The organism is Bartonella sp. CM86QHHN (assembly GCF_042194695.1).
Taxonomy (GTDB): Bacteria; Pseudomonadota; Alphaproteobacteria; order Rhizobiales; family Rhizobiaceae; genus Bartonella.
In genome coordinates this window covers 1-20392 of sequence record NZ_JBHIND010000045.1, presented here as the reverse complement: position 1 = coordinate 20392, position 20392 = coordinate 1, and the positions used below count along the sequence as shown (strand labels likewise).

Below are 20392 nucleotides of genomic sequence, written 5' to 3'. Positions count from 1 at the left end.
ATAGACGTGCTTTATAAGGGATGTCTTAAAAAATTTGTTTTATGAAGAGAGTTTTTTAAAGCAATGAAGACAACTTTTTTGAAAGGTTAAAGGGTGAATATAAGACAGAACTTCAAACAGGTTGCGTGGTTACAACAAAGTGATATCCAAACACTTCTTCGTGTTTTGTCTGTGGAGGGGGAAGAGGCGCGTATTGTAGGGGGAGCAGTGCGCAATCAACTGCTAGGGCAGCCTATTAGTGATATTGATATTGCAACAACCTGTTTGCCGCAACAGGTTATTGCACGTGTAGAAGAAGCAGGATTTAAAGCTATTCCTACAGGGATTGCTTTTGGTACAATAACAGTAGTTGCTCATTCATGTTCTTATGAGGTTACAACGCTTCGCTGCGATATTGAAACAGATGGTCGTCATGCAAAAGTGGCATTTGGTCGTGATTGGAAAAAAGATGCTGAACGGCGAGATTTTACGATAAACGCGCTTTATTGTGATGCTGCTGGCAACCTTTATGATGATGTGGGAGGTTTGAGTGATATTGCTAGCCGAACAGTTCGTTTTATTGGGGTTGCAGAAGATCGTATTGGAGAAGATTATTTGCGTATTTTGCGGTTTTTTCGCTTTTTTGCGTGGTATGGAGCAGGGCGACCTGATGTGCAAGGATTGAAGGCATGTGTTCGTTTAAAACACGGTTTAAAAAAACTTTCTTCTGAACGTATTTGGGCAGAAATGAAAAAGCTTCTTGCGGCGTTTGATCCAACGCGTGCTCTTTTATGGATGCGACAAAGCAGAATTTTGGCACTCATTTTTCCTGAAACAGAACGATGGGGTATTGATGCAATTCACGCATTGGTGAAGACAGAACAGGCTCTTGGTTGGAAAGTTGATCCATTGTTACGGCTAGAAAGCCTTCTTCCTCCTGATCCCATGCGTCTTCATGAAATGGCACAGCGTTTGCGTTTTTCTCTTAAGGAAACAACGCGATTAAAAGAATGGGCAGAGTTAGAAATAATAAACCAAAACTGTTCTGATCATTTTGTGCAAAAACTGATTTATTTTCATGGACGACAGCCAGTTTTAGATCAATTATCGTTGTCTGTCGCTGTATCACATCTTGATCATCTGGAAAAAAGTGATGCTTTGCAAAAAGCAGAGGGTTATGTCAAGCTTTATCAATTTGCCCAAAAATGGCAAATTCCAACTTTTCCTATTAATGGTAACGATTTAATAAAGAAAGGTTTTACAAAAGGTGTACTTTTAGGAAAAAAGCTTAAAGAGCTAGAAATGATATGGATTGAAAGCGGATTTTTAATGGATCGTCATGCACTATTAGAAAAAATTGATTTATAATATTTCTGTTTATAAACTCACTGTTGTTTATATTTTTTAAGTCAACATATTAATTTATAATAATCATTATTCATGTGAAATAAGAGTTCACAATATTGTAAAGTTATTTCAAACCTGTTCATATTACATCAATCAAAGTTATTGCCTTACACGTCACAAGTGAGGAAAAATGATTACAGAGAGGAAAAATGTCTCTTATGAATCATCTCAAAGATAAGGATTCTCGAAAATGAGAACGAATAAAGAGAATAGTGGTAGCGGTTTGCACCTTGTATGACCATAAAGAGGGGGATGTTCACTGGATTTTTACTATGAGGAGTATTTAATCATTCATAGGTGGTGATATGAGGTGATATGAAATGGATGTGATGGGCACTAAGAAATGTTTATTTTACCAGCACTTAATTGTTGGAAAATGATAGGCATTATACGCTCTAACTGTTCTTTATATGTTGTATTATTGTTTTTCGTGATAATTTATGTTTTTATAGATTACAGTTTCTTTCATGATAACCAATTTGGCGTAATGCTTCTCCTGTTGTTATGGCTACGCTCATGGCGAGATTTAGAGAGCGTGCCTGTGGTTGCATGGGAATTTTTAATGTGTAATCGGCCGCTTCATGAACATAATCGGGAACGCCAGCTGTTTCACGACCAAAAAGTAAAACATCATTTCTTTGATAGCATATCTGCGTATAGCATGTTTTTGCTTTTGTACTTAAAAGCAACAGGCGGCGGTTAAAGTGTTTCATGGAGCTTATAAAATGTTGCCAATCAATGTGTCGTTCTAAGGAAGCATATTCGAGATAATCCAATCCTGCGCGTTTGAGATTACGATCCGACAGATTAAAGCCTGCAGGTTCAATAATGTGCACATGTAAACCAAAGCAAGCGCTAAGACGTAAAATCGTTCCAGTATTACCAGCAATATCAGGTTGGAAAAGAGCTATATGAAGTGTCATGTTCTCTGTAATATGATTTTTCTTTCGACTTTGTAAAGAAGCACCACAATTTATTCGAAAAATATGCTTTGAGAAATACATGTTTTTTACGGTTCATTTTTATTCCCTTTAAATTTCAGGGAAAAGTTATGTATACAGGTCTGTTTGGGATCAGAGAGAAGCTCCCTATTAGGGACTTCCTTTTATTGAGCAATCCATGAAATGACTTGGCTCATTATGTTGAAAAGTGGGATATTTAATGAGGTTAGATCATCAATTTTAATTAAAATCAACAAAATATGCTTTTTATGCAAAAACAGAAGCGAAAAAAATACTCATGCAACCAGTTGGAATTGAGGGAGGGAGAGATGCTGTAAATGTGTTAAAGAAATAACCGATAAGCTCAACTTGTTTACTGAGATATGGTCATAACAAGACTATGTTTCTTTCTTTAGGAGTGTTTATTTACATGCTATCTCTGATTTTCACGGGCGGGGGAGTAATTTTGATTGATTAATATGAATAGGTTTGAAATGAAAAAACCTTACGGTGTTTAGGGATTTCATTTACTCTGTAAAACGATGAATTATCATTATAAAACAGTTTTTTGTATAAACCATACAAATGGCAGGAGTGTTTTACGGGGATGTTTTTATGGTTGAGGTAACGGAGTGATCAAGCATTGTACAATGGGAGAGGGTATGGTAAAAGAATGTTTTAGCAAAGTGTCTCTTTAAGTTAAGGCCATGGGTGAGCAAACGAGGCGGGATTTTCTGTTTTTGGTAACAGCTGTTGCAGGAGCAGTTGGAATGGGAGCGGTTGTGTGGCCTTTTATCCGTCAGTTGCGTCCAGATGAAGCTGTTTTGGCATCTTCCTCTGTTGAGGTTGATCTTTCTGGTATTGAAGAGGGGATGTCAGTAACGGTAAAGTGGCGAGGACAGCCTGTTGTTATTCGAAATCGTACGGCAAAAGAAATTGCTGATGCGCGCGCTACTGAATTGAGACTTCTAAAAGATCGTCAAGCGCGCAATCCTAATCTTGAAGGTGAAAAAGAAGCGACGGATTTTGCACGTTCAGCAGGTAAAGGACGTGAAAATTGGCTTATCGTCATTAATCTTTGTACGCATTTAGGCTGTATAACACTTGGGCAATCTGGGAAATTTGGAGGGTGGTTGTGTCCATGTCATGGGTCTGTTTATGATACAGCTGGAAGAGTGCGGTCGGGTCCAGCTAACTATAATTTGGCTATTCCTCCTTACCAATTTCTTTCTGATACTTTGCTCAAAATAGGATAAGGTTATGACAAGGTTTTCTCCTTATTGTCCTAAAAATGCACTTGCCCGTTGGTTTGATAAGCGTTTTCCTCTTCCTCGTTTTTTTTATAATGCATTTGTGATTTTTCCTGTTCCGCGTAATCTTAATTACTTTTATACATTTGGCGGTATTTTGACCATTATGCTTTTATCACAGCTTTTGACTGGTATTGTCTTGGCTATGCATTATGTTCCGGATATTCATTTGGCTTTTGAAACCAGTGAACGATTTCGGCGTGAAGGGCAGTTTGGTTGGCTTTTTCGTCCATGGCATTGTGTAGGCTCTTCGTTTTTTTTTATTGCTGTTTATATCCATTTAGCACGTGGACTTTATTATGGTTCTTATAAAAATATGCGAGAAATGGTATGGGTTACAGGTATTTTTATTTATATCATCATGATGGCAATAGCATTTTTTGGTTATGTGCTTGTTTGGGGGATGATGTCTATTTCAGCGGCTTCAGTGATTGCAGGGCTTTTAAAAACGATACCTTTGGTGGGGACATGGTTGCATGAGACACTTCTGGGTGGTTATGTCGTAGGACAACCAACGTTGAATCGTTTTTATGTTTTCCATTATGTTTTATCATTTATTTTGCTTCTTTTTGTGGGGCTGCATATTTGGGCAATTCATTGTGTTGGGCAAGGCAATCCAACGGGTCTTGCTATACAATCAGATAAGGAAACAGTTCCATTTTCGCCTTATGCGCTTATCAAAGATATTTTTGCTATTACTGTTTTTCTCATCTTCTTTGCCTGGTTTTTGTTTTATATGCCCGATTATATGGGGCAGGCTGAAAATTATAGTGTGGCAGATCCTTTAAAGGCACCTCTTCGTGTGGTTCCAGAATGGTATTTTTTGCCTTTTTATGCGATGCTTCGTGCTATAACTTTTGATATCGGTATTTTCTCTTCAAACTTTGTTGGCTTTGTTTTATTCGTCAGTTCGATTTGCATTTTAATTTTTGTGCCATGGTTAGACCGCTCTAAAATATGTTCAGCAAGATATCGACCTGTTTATAAAATTTTCTTTTGGGCGTTGGTTATTGATGTCGTTTTTCTTGGTTGGTTGGGGTCAAGAGAAATAAGTGACAAAATTCTTTTATGGACACAATTGGCTACGGTTTATTATTTTATATTTTTTTTGGTTATTTTGCCGATTTTGCCAGCGTTTGAAAAAAATTGTTCTCTTCCTTCTTCAATTATGCAAGATTTAAAACAGAAAAAAAAGAGACTATGGTAAATGTTTTTGTCGGGCTGGTTGTTATTGTTGCTATGAGTTTTTCTGCTCAGAGTTTAGCGAGTGATGCCTCTGATCAGGAAGAAGGATTTATTTCTTTTCCTTTACAGGTTCCTAAAAAACAAGAATGGAGTTTTTCAGGTCCATTTGGGCTTTATGATAAGGCGCAATTGAGGCGCGGATTAAAGGTTTATAGACAAGTTTGTTCCAGCTGCCATGGGCTAAAATATGTGGCTTTTCGCAATTTAAAAGATCTTGGGTATGATCAAGAACAGATCAAAGCTTTGGCGGGGCAATATGAAGTGCGCGATGGTCCTAATCGAGAAGGAAAATTTTTTAAACGTGCTGGGGTTGCAACGGATTATTTTCCTTCTCCCTTTTCACATGAAGAAGAAGCAAGATTTATTTTGAATAGTGCTTATCCTCCAGATTTGACATTGATGGCACGTGCACGTGGGGTATCTTTGCCGTTTCCTGCTTTAATTACTGATGCATTGACTCATTATGATACAGCTGGTCCAGATTATATTACAGCTCTTTTAACAGGATATCAGAAGGCACCGAAGGAGATAAAAATTGCGAATGGTTATTGGTATAATCCTTATTTTATTGCCGGTAATTCTTTAACTATGGCTCCTCCTTTGAGTGATGGTATGGTTACTTATGAAGATGGAACCCCAGAAATCATTGAACATTATGCGCGCGATGTTTCTGCTTTTTTGATGTGGGCTGCCGATCCTCATATGGAAATTCGTAAAAAAACCGGTTTTCGTGTTATTTTATTTTTAATCATTTTTGCAGGGTTTGTTTATATTTTAAAAAATCGTATTTGGTGTGGTTTAGAAGAAGAATTAGAGAAAGAAATAAAAGACGAAATAAAGAGAAAAGGGTAAAGCGATAAGGCTCAAAAGAGTATAGAGTATAAAGAGCATAAGGAACAAATCTTTTTATGATGCATTGAGGTTTTATAAAGTAAAAGCAAAGTAAAAATGGAGATGTTAAAATGAAAAAAATTGCATGTACTACTCTTATGTCAATTTTGATGGTTTCTAGTACTTATGCTCAGTCTTTTGAAGTGCCTTCAAAACCTGAAATGATCTCTTCGACGGGTATTGTACAGGTGGGGATAGATAAGTCTGTGCGTTATGTGACACCTTTAGCAACGGATTTTGTTGCTTCCAGTCTTATAGGCGCCAATGTATATAATATAGAAGATGAAAATATTGGTGAAGTAAAAGATATTATTTTACGTGAAAATAATATTGCAGGATTTGTTATTGCTGTTGGTGGTTTTCTTGGCATAGGCGAGAGTTATGTGGTCGTTTCTCCAGAAACAATCCAGATGACAAATGATTATGGTAAATGGAAACTTATTACAAATGCGACAAAAGATTCTTTAAAGAACGCTCCAACATTTAAATACGAAGGGCGTTGGACACGCTAATTTTATATTTCTATTCTTTAATGGACCAAGCTGTTGCTATCACAATCATATGCTAGCAACAGTTTTTTTGTTCTAAAAACTCTTGAGAATTTTTGCGACAAGATTCCAAGGAGCTATTACCAAAGTTTTCAAGATAAACTATTAAGACAGAGTGAAGATTTAAGTATTATGTTTAAATAACATGATATCGCCATCTTGCACAATGTATTCCTTTCCTTCATCGCGGGCTTTTCCTGCTTCCTTTGCACCGCTTTCTCCACCCAGAGCAATATAGTCATTATAGCTGATGGTTTGGGCACGAATGAAACCGCGCTCAAAATCTGAATGAATAATACCAGCTGCTTGGGGAGCTTTTGTACCACGCGTAATTGTCCATGCTCGTGTTTCCTTAGGCCCACAGGTGAAGTAAGTAATGAGATCAAGTAAATGGTAACCAGCGCGAATGAGGCGATTGAGACTCGGTTCAAAGAGTCCTAGCGCATTGAGATATTCTGATGCTTCAGCATCACTCAGTTGTGTAATTTCCGCTTCGATAGAAGCAGAAATGATAATGCTTTGCGCATTTTGCTCTGTTGCCATTTTTTCAACTGTTTGGGTAAAGCTATTTCCACGAGCGGCGTCATTTTCGCTTACATTACAAACATAAAGTACAGGCTTGGAGGTTAAAAGATTCAAACTCTTAAGAATGTGGTGTTCATCGGAAGAAATATCTTTGAGTAATAACCGGACAGGGTTTCCCTGTTGCAGTATGTTTAATGCTTTTTCCATAATAGGTAAAATTGTGAGAGCTTCTTTGTCTTTTCCGGTTGCTCGTTTACGGATTTGTATGATTCGTCTCTCAAGACTTTCAAGATCCGCAAGCATGAGTTCGGTTTCAACCGTTGTCGCATCACAAACAGGATCAATACGTCCCTCTACATGGGTAATATCTTCATTTTGAAAACAGCGTAAAACGTGGACAATAGCATCGATTTCGCGAATATTGGCTAAAAACTTGTTTCCTAAACCTTCGCCTTTTGAAGCTCCTCGCACAAGCCCCGCAATATCGACGAAATTAATGCGTGTAGGAATCATTTCTTTTGAACCAGCGATTGATGCAATTTTTTCCATTCGTAAATCTGGAACAGCAACTTCTCCGGTATTGGGTTCAATGGTACAAAAAGGATAATTGGCAGCCTGTGCAGTGGCTGTTTTTGTTAATGCATTAAAAAGAGTTGATTTCCCGACATTAGGTAATCCGACAATACCGCATTTAAAGCCCATGAGAGTCTTTCTTTTCTATTAATTTTATGGTCAAGATAAAGCTTCCTTTTTATAGCATATTTTCAGAAGAGTTATAGTCCTGGTCTTGCGATAAGTGAGAAAAAAGTCTAAAGCAATAGGTATCTACTTTTTTACCTTAGTTCTTCTTACCTTATTGTTCTCCTTAGTTACAAGGATAAGAAAACTTCGAATTAATGTTAATATTGTGCTAAGTTTTTCATGGTATGCAAATCTGCATAAATAATTAATCGGAGAAAATAGAAGAGTGTTATCTCGTTGTGCCTTTTTAATTGCAGCACTTTTGGCTTTGGCTGGATGTGCTACACGTCAGTCAGATATGTCATCGGTACCTTTTCAACAAGTTCGATACATTCCACCAGAAATACAGGCTTTGTATGGTCCTGTAACGAGTGAGACCTATTCGTTACCTGCTGTTGATCTTGCGACAATTGATCCAAAATATTGGCGACAAGAGGTGATTTATTATACATCTTATGCGCCTGGAACATTGGTTATAGATACGCAAGAGTGTTTTCTTTACCTTATTGGTGAAAATGGAAAAGCTTTGCGTTATGGGATTGGTGTCGGTAAAGAAGGCCTAGCATTTGAAGGTGAGGGGGTTATACAGCGCAAGCGTCGGTGGCCAAATTGGGCTCCTACTGCAGCTATGATGGCTCGAGAACCAGAACGTTATGGTCATCTTGGGAAAGGAATGCCACCAGGGCCCGATAATCCATTAGGTGCGCGGGCACTTTATTTGTTCAAAAATGGGAAAGATACACTTTTCCGTATTCATGGCTCACACGAATCGTGGTCAATTGGGCGTGCTATTTCAAGTGGGTGTATCCGTTTGCTTAATCAAGATATTATCGATCTTTATGATCGTGTTCCCATTGGTTCGCGTGTTGTGGTATTGCAAAACAATAGGAGTATTCCTACAGTTTATAGTCAACAATCAAATGGTTACGATCCGCTACAGTCGACCATTCAGCCAAATGATTTTTTTTAATTTAGGGGAGAAGATTGGAGAGAGCTGTGTTTGCTGTTCAATCTTCTCTTTCTCTCAAAAGAGAATATAAGCCTTTCTTTTTCAAAGGTGTATACAAGCTTGTATTCTGTTCTATTTTCTAGCTTCTCACGTTGCCAACAGATTTTGCCTTTGAGAAAGTTTATAAGAGGATTTTTTTAAGAGTTTTTATTCATATTCTTCACGCGACTGGGACACGCAAGCTAATGGTTCTGATTGTGTTTTATCGTTTGTGAAACTTCATTCATAAAGAGGGATTTATCATCTTTTATAAGGAGAGCGATATTTTTTGCAATTGTCTCTAAGAGAGGGGATAACCATTCTTGATCAGATTTGGTAAAATTTCCCAGGACATGCTGATGAACAAGTTCTTTGCTTCCAGGATGACCAATTCCTATGCGTATACGACAATAGTCAGTACCACAATGGGTATCAATAGATTTAATACCATTATGTCCATTATGTCCTCCACCAATTTTTATACGGACTCTTCCTGGAGGCAGGTCTAACTCATCATAAATGATGATCAAATTCTTCAAATCTAATTTATAAAATCGCAAAGCTTCACCGATCGCTTGACCCGAGCAATTCATAAAAGTTTGCGGTTTTATAAGAAAAATTTTCTCATTATCTATGAAACCATTGGAGATTTCTGCTTGAAACTTTTTCGACCATGGAGAAAAAGAAAAAGATTGGTAAATGGCATCAACAGCCATAAAACCGATATTATGGCGGTTATTTTGATATTGTAAACCAGGATTGCCAAGACCAGCAATAAGCCACATGTGTATCTTCAGTCAAAGTATGATTAAGGGTAATGTCTCATAAATTAAGGCGGAAAAAATTTCCGCCTTTTGAGTTTTATGAAGTTTGCGTGTCTTCATCATCATTTTCTTGTTCAGAGGTTTCATCGCTGACATCCATGCCAGCAGGAGCTGCAATGGTTGCAATGGTAAAATCGCGATCTTGGATGATGGGAGTCACATCTTTGGGCAGTTGCACTGCTGAAATGTGAATAGAATCACCAATAGAGTAGCTGGAGAGATCAATTTCAATAGCTTCAGGAATAGCACTTGCTGGAGCTGTACATTCAATTTCGTGCCGAACAATATTGAGGACACCACCCTTTTTAAGTCCAGGTGCCGTATCTTCATTGAGGAAGTGGACAGGAATATTCACTTCTACAACGGATTTTGCTGAAATGCGCAAGAAATCTACATGAAGGGGAAAATCACGCACGGGATCGAGTTGATAATCTTTTGGCAAAACCATAATTTTTTGCTTGTCAAGAATAATCGTTGCAATAGTGGTACGAAAGCCACCAGCATGAATTTTGTAGAAAATTTCTTTATAGGGAACTGTTATTGCCAAAGGTGGTTGTTTTTCACCATAAATGACAGCAGGAATAAGACCGTTGCGGCGAAGTTCACGGGAGGACCCCTTACCAACCCGCTCGCGTTTTTCGGCCTTAAGAGTGTAGCTTTTGCTCATAATTTAAGTCCTTTTTACATGATTGGAGATCCTTCAAAAACAGTAATAGTTTTTGCATGGATATGAAGATATGCGCTAACCAACAGCGATCACTCCATTCTACGTTGCCTCCAAGGGTGTCTACGCAGAAGTTTGTTCTATAGTTCAAACTATTCATAGATGCAAGAGTTGTGGGAAAAATCGATGATTTCTACCGTTAAAAAGGAGGAAATGTTACAAATTACGGTGTGGATGGAGAATCAACCAATATGTGCTGGCACTGATATGTTCAAAATCAAACACTGGAGATGTTATGAAGGTTGAGATTGCCTTGGGTGAGATGTCAGAAAGTCGTGCTTTGCATAAATCGATGCCAGCACTTCTTGATTTGGAAGAATTATTGGCGACACGTCTTCTTGTACAAGGTAATTCTGGTTCAGGGAAATCACATCTTTTACGCCGTCTTCTGGAGCAAAGTGCTAAGTGGGTGCAGCATTGTGTAATTGATCCAGAAGGCGATTTTGTAACTTTGGCAGATAAATTTGGTCATGTTATTGTAGAGGCTCAACGGAGCGAACTAGAATTGACACGTATTGCGCATCGCATTCGACAACATCGGGTTTCGGTGGTATTTAATCTTGAAGGTTTGGACACTGAACAACAGATGCGTGCTGTAGGGGCTTTCCTTGGGGCACTGTTTGATGTGGAACGTGATTATTGGTATCCTATGCTTGTCGTTGTCGATGAAGCACAATTGTTTGCTCCAACTGCAGCAGGAGAAGTTTCTGATGAAGCGCGTAAAATTTCTTTGAGCGCTATGACCAATCTGATGTGTCGAGGACGTAAACGTGGTCTTGCTGGTGTTATTGCGACACAACGTTTGGCTAAGCTTGCCAAAAATGTTGCGGCTGAAGCTTCAAACTTTTTAATAGGGCGGACTTTTTTAGATATTGATATGGTGCGCGCCGCTGATCTTTTGGGGATGGATCGTCGCCAAGCGGAAATGTTTAGAGATCTTGAACGGGGAAATTTTATAGCTTTAGGCCCTGCTTTATCACGACGTCCCTTACCAATCATTATCGGTTCTGTTGAAACTTTGGCACGCTCTTCTAGCCCTAAATTAATGCCACTTCCAACAGAGCGGGATGATGTGCAAGAGCTCGTTTTTACTGCTTCACCAGAGGAAATTTTAACGCCATTTAAACAAACACGAGAGCCGATGAGGGAAAAGTCAATGCACGAGATGTTAGAGGAGGTCGTGCATAAAAAACAAGAGTTGTTAGAAGAAAACCCAAGTTTATTTCCTGAACTTTCTGATGTTGAGCGTGACGGGCAAGCAGAACATATTATTCGGGAAATTCTTGAGGATTCTGAAGCTTTTTATCGTTCAACAGCGGTGCTTTATCAAGATTTTTCAGTTCGTTGCCGTATCCATGGGATGTCAAAGGTTCCTTTTAATCTTTCACAATTTCGGCGTAAATTGGCTATTGCTCAGGCTTTTGTTGATGAACAAACGGCTGTCAGTGAACATTGGAAACATATTTTGCAGATATCAGAAAGTTTGGAAGAAGATGTTCAAGGAGTCTTCTTGAACGTGGCACAGGCCGCATTAGGGGGAAAGCCATGTCCATCTGATGCATTTTTAGCACGTCTTTATGGGACTCATTCTTTAAGCCGTGCACGCCGACTTTTAACCTACTTTGAAGAGCGTGGACTTATTGTTATTCACACGCATTTTAGTGGTCAACGTATTGTTGCCTTTCCTGATCTTGGTGTTGAAACAGCACCGGGAGACCCCAAGGAACCACTTTAACCAAATAAGCTGGAAACCGATTGTTCTGCTGCTGTCCTTGCTATTGCTTCTCCCATAAGGTCGGCAATGGGCAAAACACGAATATTATGGGTTTTCTCAATAGCTTGTGTTGGCATAATTGAATCTGTAATAACCAATTCTTTCATCTCTGAATTAGCAATTCGCTCGATTGCATTACCAGAAAGAACACCGTGCGTGATATAAGCTGTGACACTATTGGCACCATGTTTAAGCAGAGCACTTGCTGCATTGCATAAAGTTCCACCTGAATCAACAATATCATCAAGCAAAAGGCAATCTTTTCCCGATACATCTCCAATGATATTCATAACTTCTGATTCACCGGGGCTTTCGCGACGTTTATCCACAATAGCGAGCAAACTGTTCAAGCGCTTGGCAAGCGCGCGCGCGCGAACCACACCACCCACATCAGGTGAAACAACGATAACATTTTCAAGAGAATAATGCACTTTGACATCGCGAGAAATGACAGGAACAGCATAGAGATTATCCGTAGGGATATCAAAAAAACCTTGAATTTGTCCTGCATGAAGGTCTAGTGTTAAAACACGATGGGCCCCTGCTTCAGTAATGAGGTTGGCAACAAGTTTTGCAGAAATAGGAGTTCGTGGTCCTGGTTTTCTATCTTGGCGGGCATAGCCAAAATAGGGGATAACAGCTGTAATACGACGCGCAGAAGAACGACGAAGGGCATCAATCATGATGAGTAATTCCATCAAATGATCATTTGCGGGATAGGATGTAGATTGCAAAACAAAAACATCTTGTCCACGTACATTTTCATGCAGTTCTACGAAAATTTCTTGATCAGCAAAGCGCTTTACAGTTGCTTTGCCTAAGGGGATGTTCAAATAATTTGCAACATCTTCAGCTAGGCGTGGATTAGAATTTCCGCAGAAAAGTTTCATAGTAGAACCTCTGAATCATCATGGTGGGAATGCGACACGGTTTTTAATTTCTTTTTATTAAATTGCAAGAGAACAATTACAAAAGCCTTACAATTTTATCGATTATTATAAAAGAGCTATGCAGTATGTTTTCTCTTTTTCCAAAAGTTTATTACTTTTAGAGCAAAGTTTTTTCTCCATGCGGCAAAGAAATACATATTGATTAAGCTTTTTGGTTATTACTTTATAAAAATACTTTCAATATGGGGAATGTTTCATATTTAAGATGAATGAAGGGGAGTAATAAAAAGAAGTATCATCTTGCCTTCAATCATTATAACCAAACATTGAAAATGATCATAGCGAAGGCTATCATATTTTATGGGCTGGTAGATAATTTCGTGAAAAAAGCAAAGTACAATGGGGTTTATTTTTCCATTTGGGTAAAAAGTTTAGTTTTGCAGTTTTGGTATTGTTCTCAAGCATAAAAGGGGCTCATCTTTTGTTTTTCAGCATAATAGCAGAAATTTGCCGTCCGTAATCGGGTTCGTTGCGGTGTATTGCACGGCGATAGGAGAAAAAACGCTGTTCATCTTGATAGGTACAAAGCTCTACACAAGAAGCATTAACACCTGCTTCTTTGAGTTGGTTTATAATAAATGCCCATAGATTAAAATAAAAGCGATTTATTTTGTCTGTTTTTAAAAAATATTTTTGGTATTTGCTGTGGTAATCAATAAATTGGTCGTAAAATTCATTTGTTACTTCATAGTGATAAGGGCCAATACAAGGTCCAAGGACTGCTGTTATTGATTGTCTTTTGGCTCCTTGTTTTTCCATAACAGCAATTGTTTTCTCGATAATTCCATTTAAGCTTCCACGCCAGCCAGCATGAGTTGCAGCGATGACTCTAGCTTGTGGATCAGCAAACAGAATGGGTCCGCAATCTGCTGTAAGAACCCCAATAACGAGTTCTGGGGTGGTTGTAACCAGAGCATCAGCTTGAGGAGGTGCACCGATAGTTGCTTGATGAGCTACGACAACGTTACAGGAGTGTATTTGATTAACTGTGACTAAATTTTGCGCTTCAATAGAAAAATAATTGGCAATCAAAAGACGATTCTGTACAATATATTCAAGTTGATCATTTGAACCTTTCCCAACATTAAGACTATGATAAAGATTTTTTGAAACACCACCTTGACGTGTAAAAAATCCATGTTTTATTCCATGGGGGTGTAAAGTAGAAAGATTTTTTGCAAGAATGGGATGAGGGATAGATTTCATAAAAGTTCCTTATGGAGATTATTTAAAGTGAGGATGGAGATGTTCATATTTGTCAATGAATATTTCAGATAATGATGTGCTTATTGACAAAAGCGCCGATCATTAAAATTGGGGAGGTATGGAGATATTTTTATCACTGAAATGTAAAACTTTAAATAATTTTCCCATCTGATCTGGACTAGCGAGCCGTTCGATGTCTTGGCGGATTTTGTCTTGCAAAGGAGCACTTTTGCCAACTCCAAGCTGGTTTGCGCGCTCCAGTAGCCCCATTTTAAAAAGAAATTCTCCTTGCTCTAAGATTTCAGCAAAACAGCCCTGTTCAAGAGCTATGTTTTTTAAAAAAGAAAAATCAACATGGGATGTTAAATCATGTTCACCAGGGGCATCAAAAACATCACGAAATCTATGTTTTGAGAGTGCTTGCAAGGTATCGCCAAAGGCAAGCTCACAAGCACCATAGTCGATAAGTAAAGCAGAACCTGTCACTTGCACTAAATGGTGGCTGATTTGTTGCATGAATTGATGCCGTAAGGGGGCATGTTCAAAAATTGTTCCGTCAGGCACTTTAGAACAATAGGTTTGTAGACAAGAAGAGGGAAGTTTATGCGGGGCAGCAATAAAGATGAAATCTCCATTTTGATTGACTGTAATGCGGCGCTCTTTCCATTCTCCATTGACTTTAATATATTGGTTGATAGGGAGTGTATCGAGAAATTCATTAGCAATGAGGAAGAGAGGATTTGAAGGAATTTGATTAAAATTTTCAATGCTATGGATTTGTTTTTGATAAGAGAAAAGGCGCTTTTTTTGTTCTTTTGCAAGTTTTTTGCTTATTTCGATCAGAAAAATTTCAGCAGCATTAAATGCCGTTTGAGAGAGCTTTTGGATAGTTCGCAAAATGTCATCCATCAAAGTTCCTCGTCCTGGACCTATTTCAGCGAGAATAAAAGGGTGAGGGCACCCTTGAGCTTTCCAGCTTGCAAGAGTCCAAATGCCAATCATCTCTCCAAATAATTGGCTTATTTCAGGTGCTGTAATGAAATCACCAGCATGTCCAAAAGGGGTTTGTGTGTGATAATAACCAAATTGGGGATCGGTGAGTGCCAACGTCATATATTGGCTAACAGTGATTGGTCCATTAAGGACAATAATTTCTTTAATTTTTTCTTTGAGATTGGCCATTTTCTGTCGGTTTATATTTAAAGGCGTGGAGAAGAAGATAAAACCCTACAAGAAGCATGGGAAGAGATAAAGCCATGCCATAGGTAAAACCAGTAGAATGGAAAAGAGTCGAAAACCATTCTGGATCTTCTTGAGGCGCACGGTAAATTTCAGAAATGCTGCGTGTTACTGCGTAGCCTATAATAAATGTTCCTGATACAGTACCGGGACGTTTTAATGCTTTGAACCCAAAAATAAGAAGACACAGGATGATGAAGAGAAGAAATCCTTCCATAAATGCTTCGTAAAGCTGGCTTGGATGGCGCGGTAAATAGTAAGGATCGAGAGGAAAACAAACAGCCCAAGGACGTGTAGTAATATTACCCCATAATTCTTGGTTAATGAAGTTGCAGATTCGTACAATGCCGATACCAATAGGAGCACCTGCAGCAATGATATCAAACATGGCTCGTATGTTAATACGATTTTTACGGGCAAACCAGATCATAGCAATGATAATACCAATAAGTCCGCCATGAAAGGACATTCCCCCATCCCATACGGCAATAATAGCACTTGGATGGTTAAAATAGTAAATGGGATCCCATACAAGAACTTGTCCTAAACGCCCTCCGACAACAACACTTATGGCAGACCAGACAACAAAATCTCCGATTTTTTCTTTATCCATAGGAGGATAGTTTCTATACCATAGAGATGTTTTTTTTAATAATTTTTGCGCATACCACCAAGCAAAAAGAATACCCAGCACGTAACCAAGTCCATACCAATGAAGTGTTATGGGACCTAGCTGGATAATAACAGGATCAAGAAAAGACGGAAAAGCAATGGTTGGACAAGACAAATTGTTCATGAGTTAAGCATCTTACATTATACGAGATGAATATGAAGTGACTCTGATGGTCAGAAATGACAGATGAATACACAATGGTCAAGTCAGTAGGGAGGCTAGTCAGAAAGGGAGATAGATTTCCACTGATTTATCGCGGTAAAAAATATGGTGATAAAAGGAATATTAAAAAATCTTAAACAAAATCATTATGAAAAATCTGCACAGTATGTAAAATATAGAGTAAAAGGAACAAATTACAGTATCTAAATGTTATGAGAATACGCTATAATGCGTGCGTCAATAATTAAAATTTAAGGAAAAAGGTTATGCGTAATGGATCAAATCGTATTCTTGATGAATTAGCAAAATTAGCAACGGATGCTGCTGACGTTGCGCAAGGCATACGACGTGAAGCTGGAACAGCTTTTCGTGTGCAGGCTGAAAAGATAGCAAACAAACTTGATCTTGTTTCTCGCGAAGAGTTTGAGACTTTTAAGGAGATGGTGCTGAAAATCCATGCTGATAACGCTGATTTGAAAAGACGCCTTGATGATTTAAAAAAAGATGATTAAAAAAAACGCAGACACAAAAAAGTAAAATAGTTTAAAAAAAAGAATCTTCAAAAAAATATCCCCAATTTTTCAATATGATGCGTGAAACTAAAAAATGCTTAATCTTGAGTCTGTTAGAGCGGAGCATTTGTTTATTTTTGATTTTTTTTTGGGTAAAGTACATTTTTTTGAATCAGGGGGGCTGGCGCTATGAAATTGTATCAATACACTGAAAAGACTTGATGATTCGTTTTATGACTATCAGGTTGCCCTAAACAGCGCGATTGTGTTCTGGGTGTTTGTGTACTGTCGATGTTTTTATGTGTATTTGTTTGGTGTAAAGGTTCTGATTGTAGCAAAATATTGTTACAGTTGAGACGGTTTATATTCTGTTGACAATGTTTTAAGATGATTGAGGATTGTGATGAGGCTTGCATTTTGCGCCACAGAAAGAAAAGAGCACCCTGTTGACTTTATCGAACAGATTGCCTGTGAATATGATTGGTCGTTTGAGCGGGATGCACAAGATGAAATTAGCGTTTGTGTGGAAGGAAAACGCGCAAACTATCGTCTTGCTTTTTCATGGATGGAAGAGCATGAAGCACTTCATTTAGCTTGTTCGTTTGATCTCTCTATTAAAAATGCTCGAACAGCTGAAATACAGCGCTTATTGCTAGCAATTAATGAAAAGTTGTTGTTGGGACATTTTGATTACTGGCAAAGGAATAATTCAGTTATTTATCGACAAGGTCTTCTTTTGGCTGGTGGGATGCATCCATCTCATATACAGGTTGAAACATTGTTGATACATGCACTTAAAGCCTGTGAAAGCCATTATGTTGCATTTCAGATGGTTGCTTTGTCGGGAGAAAGTGCTTACAAGGCACTACAGTACACTTTGTTTGAAACTGTAGGGAATGCCTAAAATATACAGTCTGTTATTTTTACAGACGGTTTGCGGAAATATTGCTCATAGGGGGACATCAAGAATAGCGCGCACTCCCCCGAGTGGGCTCTCATCTAATTGTATATTGCCACCATGGCTGCGTGCTATGTCTTGAGCAATAGAAAGACCAAGTCCTGTTCCACTTGCATCTTGATTTCGCGCTTTATCAAGTCGAAAGAATGGCTTAAAAACTTCTGTGCGCATATCTTCATGAATTCCAGGTCCATTATCATCGATTATCAATATAAAAGATTCTTGTTGAGAGTTAGCGGTTAGTTTAACAGTCGTGCCGTAACAAAATGCATTTGTTACAAGATTGCTGACTAAGCGTGTGAAAGCACGGGGACGTACTTGTATTTCTGTAGGACCTTCAATGGTGTAAGAAAATTGACGTTTGTGAAGACGAGCATCGGTGGAGAATTTTTGCATAAGAGCATTTAAATCAAAAGTCTTGACACTTTCACTTCCTTCACCACGAGCAAAAGCAAGATAATCTTCTAACATATTTTGCATGTCACTTACATCTTGCTCAAGCGGTTTAATATCAAAGTCAGTATTTACTAATGCCAGCTGAAGTTTAAAGCGTGTAAGAATGGTTCTTAAATCATGACTTACTCCTGAGAGCATCATGGTGCGTTGTTCGATTTGGCGTTCAATACGTTCTCGCATACGTAAAAAAGCGATGCCTGCACGACGGACTTCATCAGCTCCTTGTGGTTGAAATCCTTTTGGTAAAGGACGACCGCGTCCAAAGCTTTCTGCTGCTTCAGCCAATTGTTGAATCGGTTTGATTTGATTGCGTAAAAAGTAAATTGCTATCAGCAATAAAACAAGAGCTGTTCCTACCATCCAGCTTAAAAAAATAGCAGTATTGGAAGCATAGGCTTGGCTGCGTGGAGCAAAGACGCGTAAGATGTTGTGACCAAGGTGGATACGGATTTCAACAAGATCAGAATCTCCTACGGTATCGATCCAGAAGGGACGGTTAATTTGGCGGGTGATTTCTTCACTTAAAAAATAGTCAAGAATTGCAAAAAATGGCTTAGGTCCTGGAGGGGGTAAGGAGGTAGGAGATAGAATAGAAATATTTAATCCCATACGTTGTTGTGCAATACGCTTGATATCTTCATAGTTATCTTGTTGGGGATATGTTTCAAGAATATCAATAATGGCTGAAATATCATGCACGACAGCCGTTGAAAGACGCTCGGTTACCATTTGCCAATGGCGTTCCATAAAGACATAAGCAATGACCGTTTGCAGAAGCACCATGGGAGCAATGATAATGATCAAAGAGCGAGCATAAAGCCGTTTAGGCATTTTTTTCGTTAACCATCGAAGAAAAAATCTTAAAGGTTTGATCATTCTTGTGCCTATTCAATAGAGAGTTTATACCCTATTCCTCGCACGGTTTGGAGCCATATAGGCAGTGCTGGGTTTTTTTCGATTTTACGACGAAGGCGGTTGATCTGCACATCAATGGCACGTTCACCTATATTGCTGTCATCGGTCGCGAATTTATGGCGCGGAATTGTGTCGCCTGCATTTTCGGCAAAAATGATCATCATTTCTTGTTCTTTATCTGTTAATTTAATAATTTCTCCTCCTTTTTTGAGTTCGCGTCGTGAAATTGAAAATATATAAGGACCAAAAACTATTTGCTCAATTTTGGGTTGGTGAGGGGGAAAACCACGTCGTAAAATGGCGTTGATGCGAAGGAGAAGTTCACGAGGGTCAAACGGCTTAGCCAGATAATCATCTGCCCCTGCTTCTAATCCACGGATACGATTGTCTATTTCTGATAAAGCTGTTAACATAAAGATAGGGACATCTTTTGTTTGGCGGAGTGAATGAGTGAGATCAATACCGTTTTCGCCAGGCATCATGACATCAACAATAAGAAGATCAAAATCTAAACTTACTAACAGTCGTCTTGCTTCATTCGCATTAGCTGAAACTGAAACACGAAATCCATTTTTAATGAGAAACTGAAATAAAAGATTGCGAATACGTGTATCGTCATCAATCACAAGAAGGTGAGGGGCATCGTCACACAAAACTTGAACGTGATTGCTCATTCTTAAAAAAACCTTGATAAAAATTTAGTTTACACAAAATGCAAGTTTACATAAGTTGTATAAAGCTGTCGAGCAGCACCTTTACCTTAAAGGAAAGAAAGTTTTATTTATAAATTTAAAAAAGTTATTTTTGAAAAGGATATTATGGGTAGTCTTAATATACATATTATTCCAGTTACGACATTCCAACAAAATTGCACTTTGCTTTTTGATAGTGAATGTAAAACGGGGGTTCTCGTTGATCCTGGTGGTGATTGGCCACGAATTCAAGACGTAATCGAAAAGAATGGTGTTATCGTTGAGGCTATTTGGATAACACATGGTCATTTTGATCATGTAGGAGCAGCAATGCAAGTGAAAGAAGCGCTTAATGTAAAAATTATCGGTTCACATCGCGATGATAAGCCTGTGATGGATGCCGTGAGCGAAAGCGCAAAAAATTATGGCATCACTGATGCTTGCATTTGTATTCCTGATCGATGGTTAGAAGATGGTGAGTGCGTTCATTTTGCTGGACATGTGTTTAAGGTTTTTCACACCCCAGGACATTCCCCTGGTCATGTTATTTATTTCAATAAAAAAGAGCGCTTAGCCCTCTTGGGTGATGTTCTCTTTCGTGGTTCTATTGGACGTACGGACTTCCCCTTCTGTTCTTATGAAAAATTGATGCAATCTCTTCGAGAAAAAGTTTTACCCTTAGGCGATGATGTTTGTTTTATCTGTGGGCATGGTCCCAAAAGTAGCATAGGC

The 20392-nt window shown here is 38.5% G+C and carries 20 protein-coding genes; 10 read left to right on the top strand and 10 right to left on the bottom strand.

The features are described from left to right. Positions 1-93: 93 nt before the first annotated feature. Complete coding sequence (locus ACFIKX_RS03485; RefSeq protein WP_375628196.1) at positions 94-1347, top strand: CCA tRNA nucleotidyltransferase; 1254 nt, start codon at positions 94-96, stop codon at positions 1345-1347. 485 nt (positions 1348-1832) lie between these two features. Here the strand turns inward: ACFIKX_RS03485 and ACFIKX_RS03480 are convergent, their stop codons facing one another. Beyond that, on the bottom strand, positions 1833-2309 hold the full coding sequence (locus tag ACFIKX_RS03480) for a tRNA (cytidine(34)-2'-O)-methyltransferase (protein ID WP_375612986.1): 477 nt from the start codon (positions 2307-2309) through the stop codon (positions 1833-1835). 725 nt (positions 2310-3034) lie between these two features. Between ACFIKX_RS03480 and petA the strand changes: the two genes are divergently transcribed. The 4 genes from petA (at position 3035) to ACFIKX_RS03460 (ending at position 6285) form a co-directional block, all read left to right on the top strand. Next, positions 3035-3583 (top strand): ubiquinol-cytochrome c reductase iron-sulfur subunit, encoded by a 549-nt coding sequence (petA, locus tag ACFIKX_RS03475; RefSeq protein ID WP_375611173.1) that lies wholly within the window; start codon positions 3035-3037, stop codon positions 3581-3583. 4 nt (positions 3584-3587) lie between these two features. Beyond that, entirely contained in the window at positions 3588-4844 is a 1257-nt protein-coding gene (locus tag ACFIKX_RS03470) for a cytochrome bc complex cytochrome b subunit (protein ID WP_375611174.1), read from the top strand. Further along, positions 4838-5734 carry a cytochrome c1 gene (locus ACFIKX_RS03465; RefSeq protein WP_375628194.1) on the top strand — a complete coding sequence of 299 codons (897 nt, stop codon included), beginning with the start codon at positions 4838-4840 and terminating at the stop codon, positions 5732-5734. The genes ACFIKX_RS03470 and ACFIKX_RS03465 overlap by 7 nt, the downstream gene beginning before the upstream one ends. A gap of 110 nt (positions 5735-5844) precedes the next feature. After that, a complete protein-coding gene (locus tag ACFIKX_RS03460; RefSeq protein ID WP_375611176.1) occupies positions 5845-6285 on the top strand; it encodes a PRC-barrel domain-containing protein in 441 nt (146 codons plus the stop codon). A 159-nt stretch (positions 6286-6444) separates the two neighbouring features. Here the strand turns inward: ACFIKX_RS03460 and ychF are convergent, their stop codons facing one another. Next, on the bottom strand, positions 6445-7548 hold the full coding sequence (gene ychF, locus ACFIKX_RS03455; protein WP_375628192.1) for a redox-regulated ATPase YchF: 1104 nt from the start codon (positions 7546-7548) through the stop codon (positions 6445-6447). Positions 7549-7813: 265 nt separating this feature from the next. Here ychF and ACFIKX_RS03450 point away from each other — a divergent pair, with 265 nt between their 5' ends. Beyond that, positions 7814-8557, top strand: coding sequence for a L,D-transpeptidase (locus tag ACFIKX_RS03450; RefSeq protein WP_375628190.1), 744 nt, complete (start codon positions 7814-7816; stop codon positions 8555-8557). Positions 8558-8778: 221 nt separating this feature from the next. Here the strand turns inward: ACFIKX_RS03450 and pth are convergent, their stop codons facing one another. Together pth and ACFIKX_RS03440 are read right to left on the bottom strand one after the other, a co-directional pair. Beyond that, a complete protein-coding gene (gene pth, locus ACFIKX_RS03445) occupies positions 8779-9360 on the bottom strand; it encodes an aminoacyl-tRNA hydrolase (RefSeq protein ID WP_375628188.1) in 582 nt (193 codons plus the stop codon). A 76-nt stretch (positions 9361-9436) separates the two neighbouring features. Beyond that, positions 9437-10066 carry a 50S ribosomal protein L25/general stress protein Ctc gene (locus ACFIKX_RS03440; protein WP_375628186.1) on the bottom strand — a complete coding sequence of 210 codons (630 nt, stop codon included), beginning with the start codon at positions 10064-10066 and terminating at the stop codon, positions 9437-9439. Positions 10067-10358: 292 nt separating this feature from the next. Here ACFIKX_RS03440 and ACFIKX_RS03435 point away from each other — a divergent pair, with 292 nt between their 5' ends. Further along, positions 10359-11858: a helicase HerA domain-containing protein gene (locus ACFIKX_RS03435; RefSeq protein ID WP_375628184.1), complete on the top strand. Its 1500-nt coding sequence runs from the start codon at positions 10359-10361 to the stop codon at positions 11856-11858. Here the strand turns inward: ACFIKX_RS03435 and ACFIKX_RS03430 are convergent. From ACFIKX_RS03430 to lgt, 4 genes are all read right to left on the bottom strand, one after another. Beyond that, complete coding sequence (locus ACFIKX_RS03430; RefSeq protein WP_375606345.1) at positions 11855-12787, bottom strand: ribose-phosphate pyrophosphokinase; 933 nt, start codon at positions 12785-12787, stop codon at positions 11855-11857. The two genes, ACFIKX_RS03435 and ACFIKX_RS03430, sit on opposite strands and share 4 nt — an antisense overlap. Positions 12788-13261: 474 nt before the next feature. Continuing rightward, a complete protein-coding gene (gene pgeF, locus ACFIKX_RS03425; protein WP_375612980.1) occupies positions 13262-14053 on the bottom strand; it encodes a peptidoglycan editing factor PgeF in 792 nt (263 codons plus the stop codon). Positions 14054-14155: 102 nt separating this feature from the next. Continuing rightward, on the bottom strand, positions 14156-15235 hold the full coding sequence (locus ACFIKX_RS03420; RefSeq protein ID WP_375620698.1) for a class I SAM-dependent methyltransferase: 1080 nt from the start codon (positions 15233-15235) through the stop codon (positions 14156-14158). Next, complete coding sequence (gene lgt, locus ACFIKX_RS03415) at positions 15210-16088, bottom strand: prolipoprotein diacylglyceryl transferase (RefSeq protein ID WP_375628181.1); 879 nt, start codon at positions 16086-16088, stop codon at positions 15210-15212. Before lgt ends, ACFIKX_RS03420 begins: the two co-directional genes overlap by 26 nt. Positions 16089-16393: 305 nt before the next feature. On the opposite strand from lgt, the gene ACFIKX_RS03410 reads away from it, so the two are divergent. Together ACFIKX_RS03410 and ACFIKX_RS03405 are read left to right on the top strand one after the other, a co-directional pair. Then, complete coding sequence (locus ACFIKX_RS03410; protein ID WP_273791228.1) at positions 16394-16639, top strand: accessory factor UbiK family protein; 246 nt, start codon at positions 16394-16396, stop codon at positions 16637-16639. 403 nt (positions 16640-17042) lie between these two features. Next, positions 17043-17543 carry a YbjN domain-containing protein gene (locus ACFIKX_RS03405; protein ID WP_273724125.1) on the top strand — a complete coding sequence of 167 codons (501 nt, stop codon included), beginning with the start codon at positions 17043-17045 and terminating at the stop codon, positions 17541-17543. A 45-nt stretch (positions 17544-17588) separates the two neighbouring features. On the opposite strand, the gene ACFIKX_RS03400 is transcribed toward ACFIKX_RS03405, so the two are convergent. Together ACFIKX_RS03400 and ACFIKX_RS03395 are read right to left on the bottom strand one after the other, a co-directional pair. Beyond that, positions 17589-18929, bottom strand: coding sequence for an ATP-binding protein (locus ACFIKX_RS03400; RefSeq protein WP_273791227.1), 1341 nt, complete (start codon positions 18927-18929; stop codon positions 17589-17591). 8 nt (positions 18930-18937) lie between these two features. Then, positions 18938-19642: a response regulator gene (locus tag ACFIKX_RS03395; protein WP_375628178.1), complete on the bottom strand. Its 705-nt coding sequence runs from the start codon at positions 19640-19642 to the stop codon at positions 18938-18940. A 144-nt stretch (positions 19643-19786) separates the two neighbouring features. On the opposite strand from ACFIKX_RS03395, the gene ACFIKX_RS03390 reads away from it, so the two are divergent. Beyond that, the coding region (locus ACFIKX_RS03390) for an MBL fold metallo-hydrolase (protein ID WP_375628176.1) at positions 19787-20392 on the top strand (606 nt) is incomplete at its 3' end.

Bases quoted from the DNA above. Each gene is read 5' to 3' on its own strand.
- ychF (WP_375628192.1), bottom strand. From the start codon at position 7,548: ATGGGCTTTAAATGCGGTATTGTCGGATTACCTAATGTCGGGAAATCA.
- petA (WP_375611173.1), top strand. From the start codon at position 3,035: ATGGGTGAGCAAACGAGGCGGGATTTTCTGTTTTTGGTAACAGCTGTT.
- ACFIKX_RS03440 (WP_375628186.1), bottom strand. From the start codon at position 10,066: ATGAGCAAAAGCTACACTCTTAAGGCCGAAAAACGCGAGCGGGTTGGT.
- ACFIKX_RS03480 (WP_375612986.1), bottom strand. From the start codon at position 2,309: ATGACACTTCATATAGCTCTTTTCCAACCTGATATTGCTGGTAATACT.
- ACFIKX_RS03430 (WP_375606345.1), bottom strand. From the start codon at position 12,787: ATGAAACTTTTCTGCGGAAATTCTAATCCACGCCTAGCTGAAGATGTT.
- ACFIKX_RS03470 (WP_375611174.1), top strand. From the start codon at position 3,588: ATGACAAGGTTTTCTCCTTATTGTCCTAAAAATGCACTTGCCCGTTGG.
- ACFIKX_RS03405 (WP_273724125.1), top strand. From the start codon at position 17,043: ATGAGGCTTGCATTTTGCGCCACAGAAAGAAAAGAGCACCCTGTTGAC.
- ACFIKX_RS03460 (WP_375611176.1), top strand. From the start codon at position 5,845: ATGAAAAAAATTGCATGTACTACTCTTATGTCAATTTTGATGGTTTCT.
- ACFIKX_RS03465 (WP_375628194.1), top strand. From the start codon at position 4,838: ATGGTAAATGTTTTTGTCGGGCTGGTTGTTATTGTTGCTATGAGTTTT.
- ACFIKX_RS03400 (WP_273791227.1), bottom strand. From the start codon at position 18,929: ATGATCAAACCTTTAAGATTTTTTCTTCGATGGTTAACGAAAAAAATG.
- pth (WP_375628188.1), bottom strand. From the start codon at position 9,360: ATGTGGCTTATTGCTGGTCTTGGCAATCCTGGTTTACAATATCAAAAT.
- pgeF (WP_375612980.1), bottom strand. From the start codon at position 14,053: ATGAAATCTATCCCTCATCCCATTCTTGCAAAAAATCTTTCTACTTTA.
- ACFIKX_RS03395 (WP_375628178.1), bottom strand. From the start codon at position 19,642: ATGAGCAATCACGTTCAAGTTTTGTGTGACGATGCCCCTCACCTTCTT.
- lgt (WP_375628181.1), bottom strand. From the start codon at position 16,088: ATGAACAATTTGTCTTGTCCAACCATTGCTTTTCCGTCTTTTCTTGAT.
- ACFIKX_RS03410 (WP_273791228.1), top strand. From the start codon at position 16,394: ATGCGTAATGGATCAAATCGTATTCTTGATGAATTAGCAAAATTAGCA.
- ACFIKX_RS03420 (WP_375620698.1), bottom strand. From the start codon at position 15,235: ATGGCCAATCTCAAAGAAAAAATTAAAGAAATTATTGTCCTTAATGGA.
- ACFIKX_RS03435 (WP_375628184.1), top strand. From the start codon at position 10,359: ATGAAGGTTGAGATTGCCTTGGGTGAGATGTCAGAAAGTCGTGCTTTG.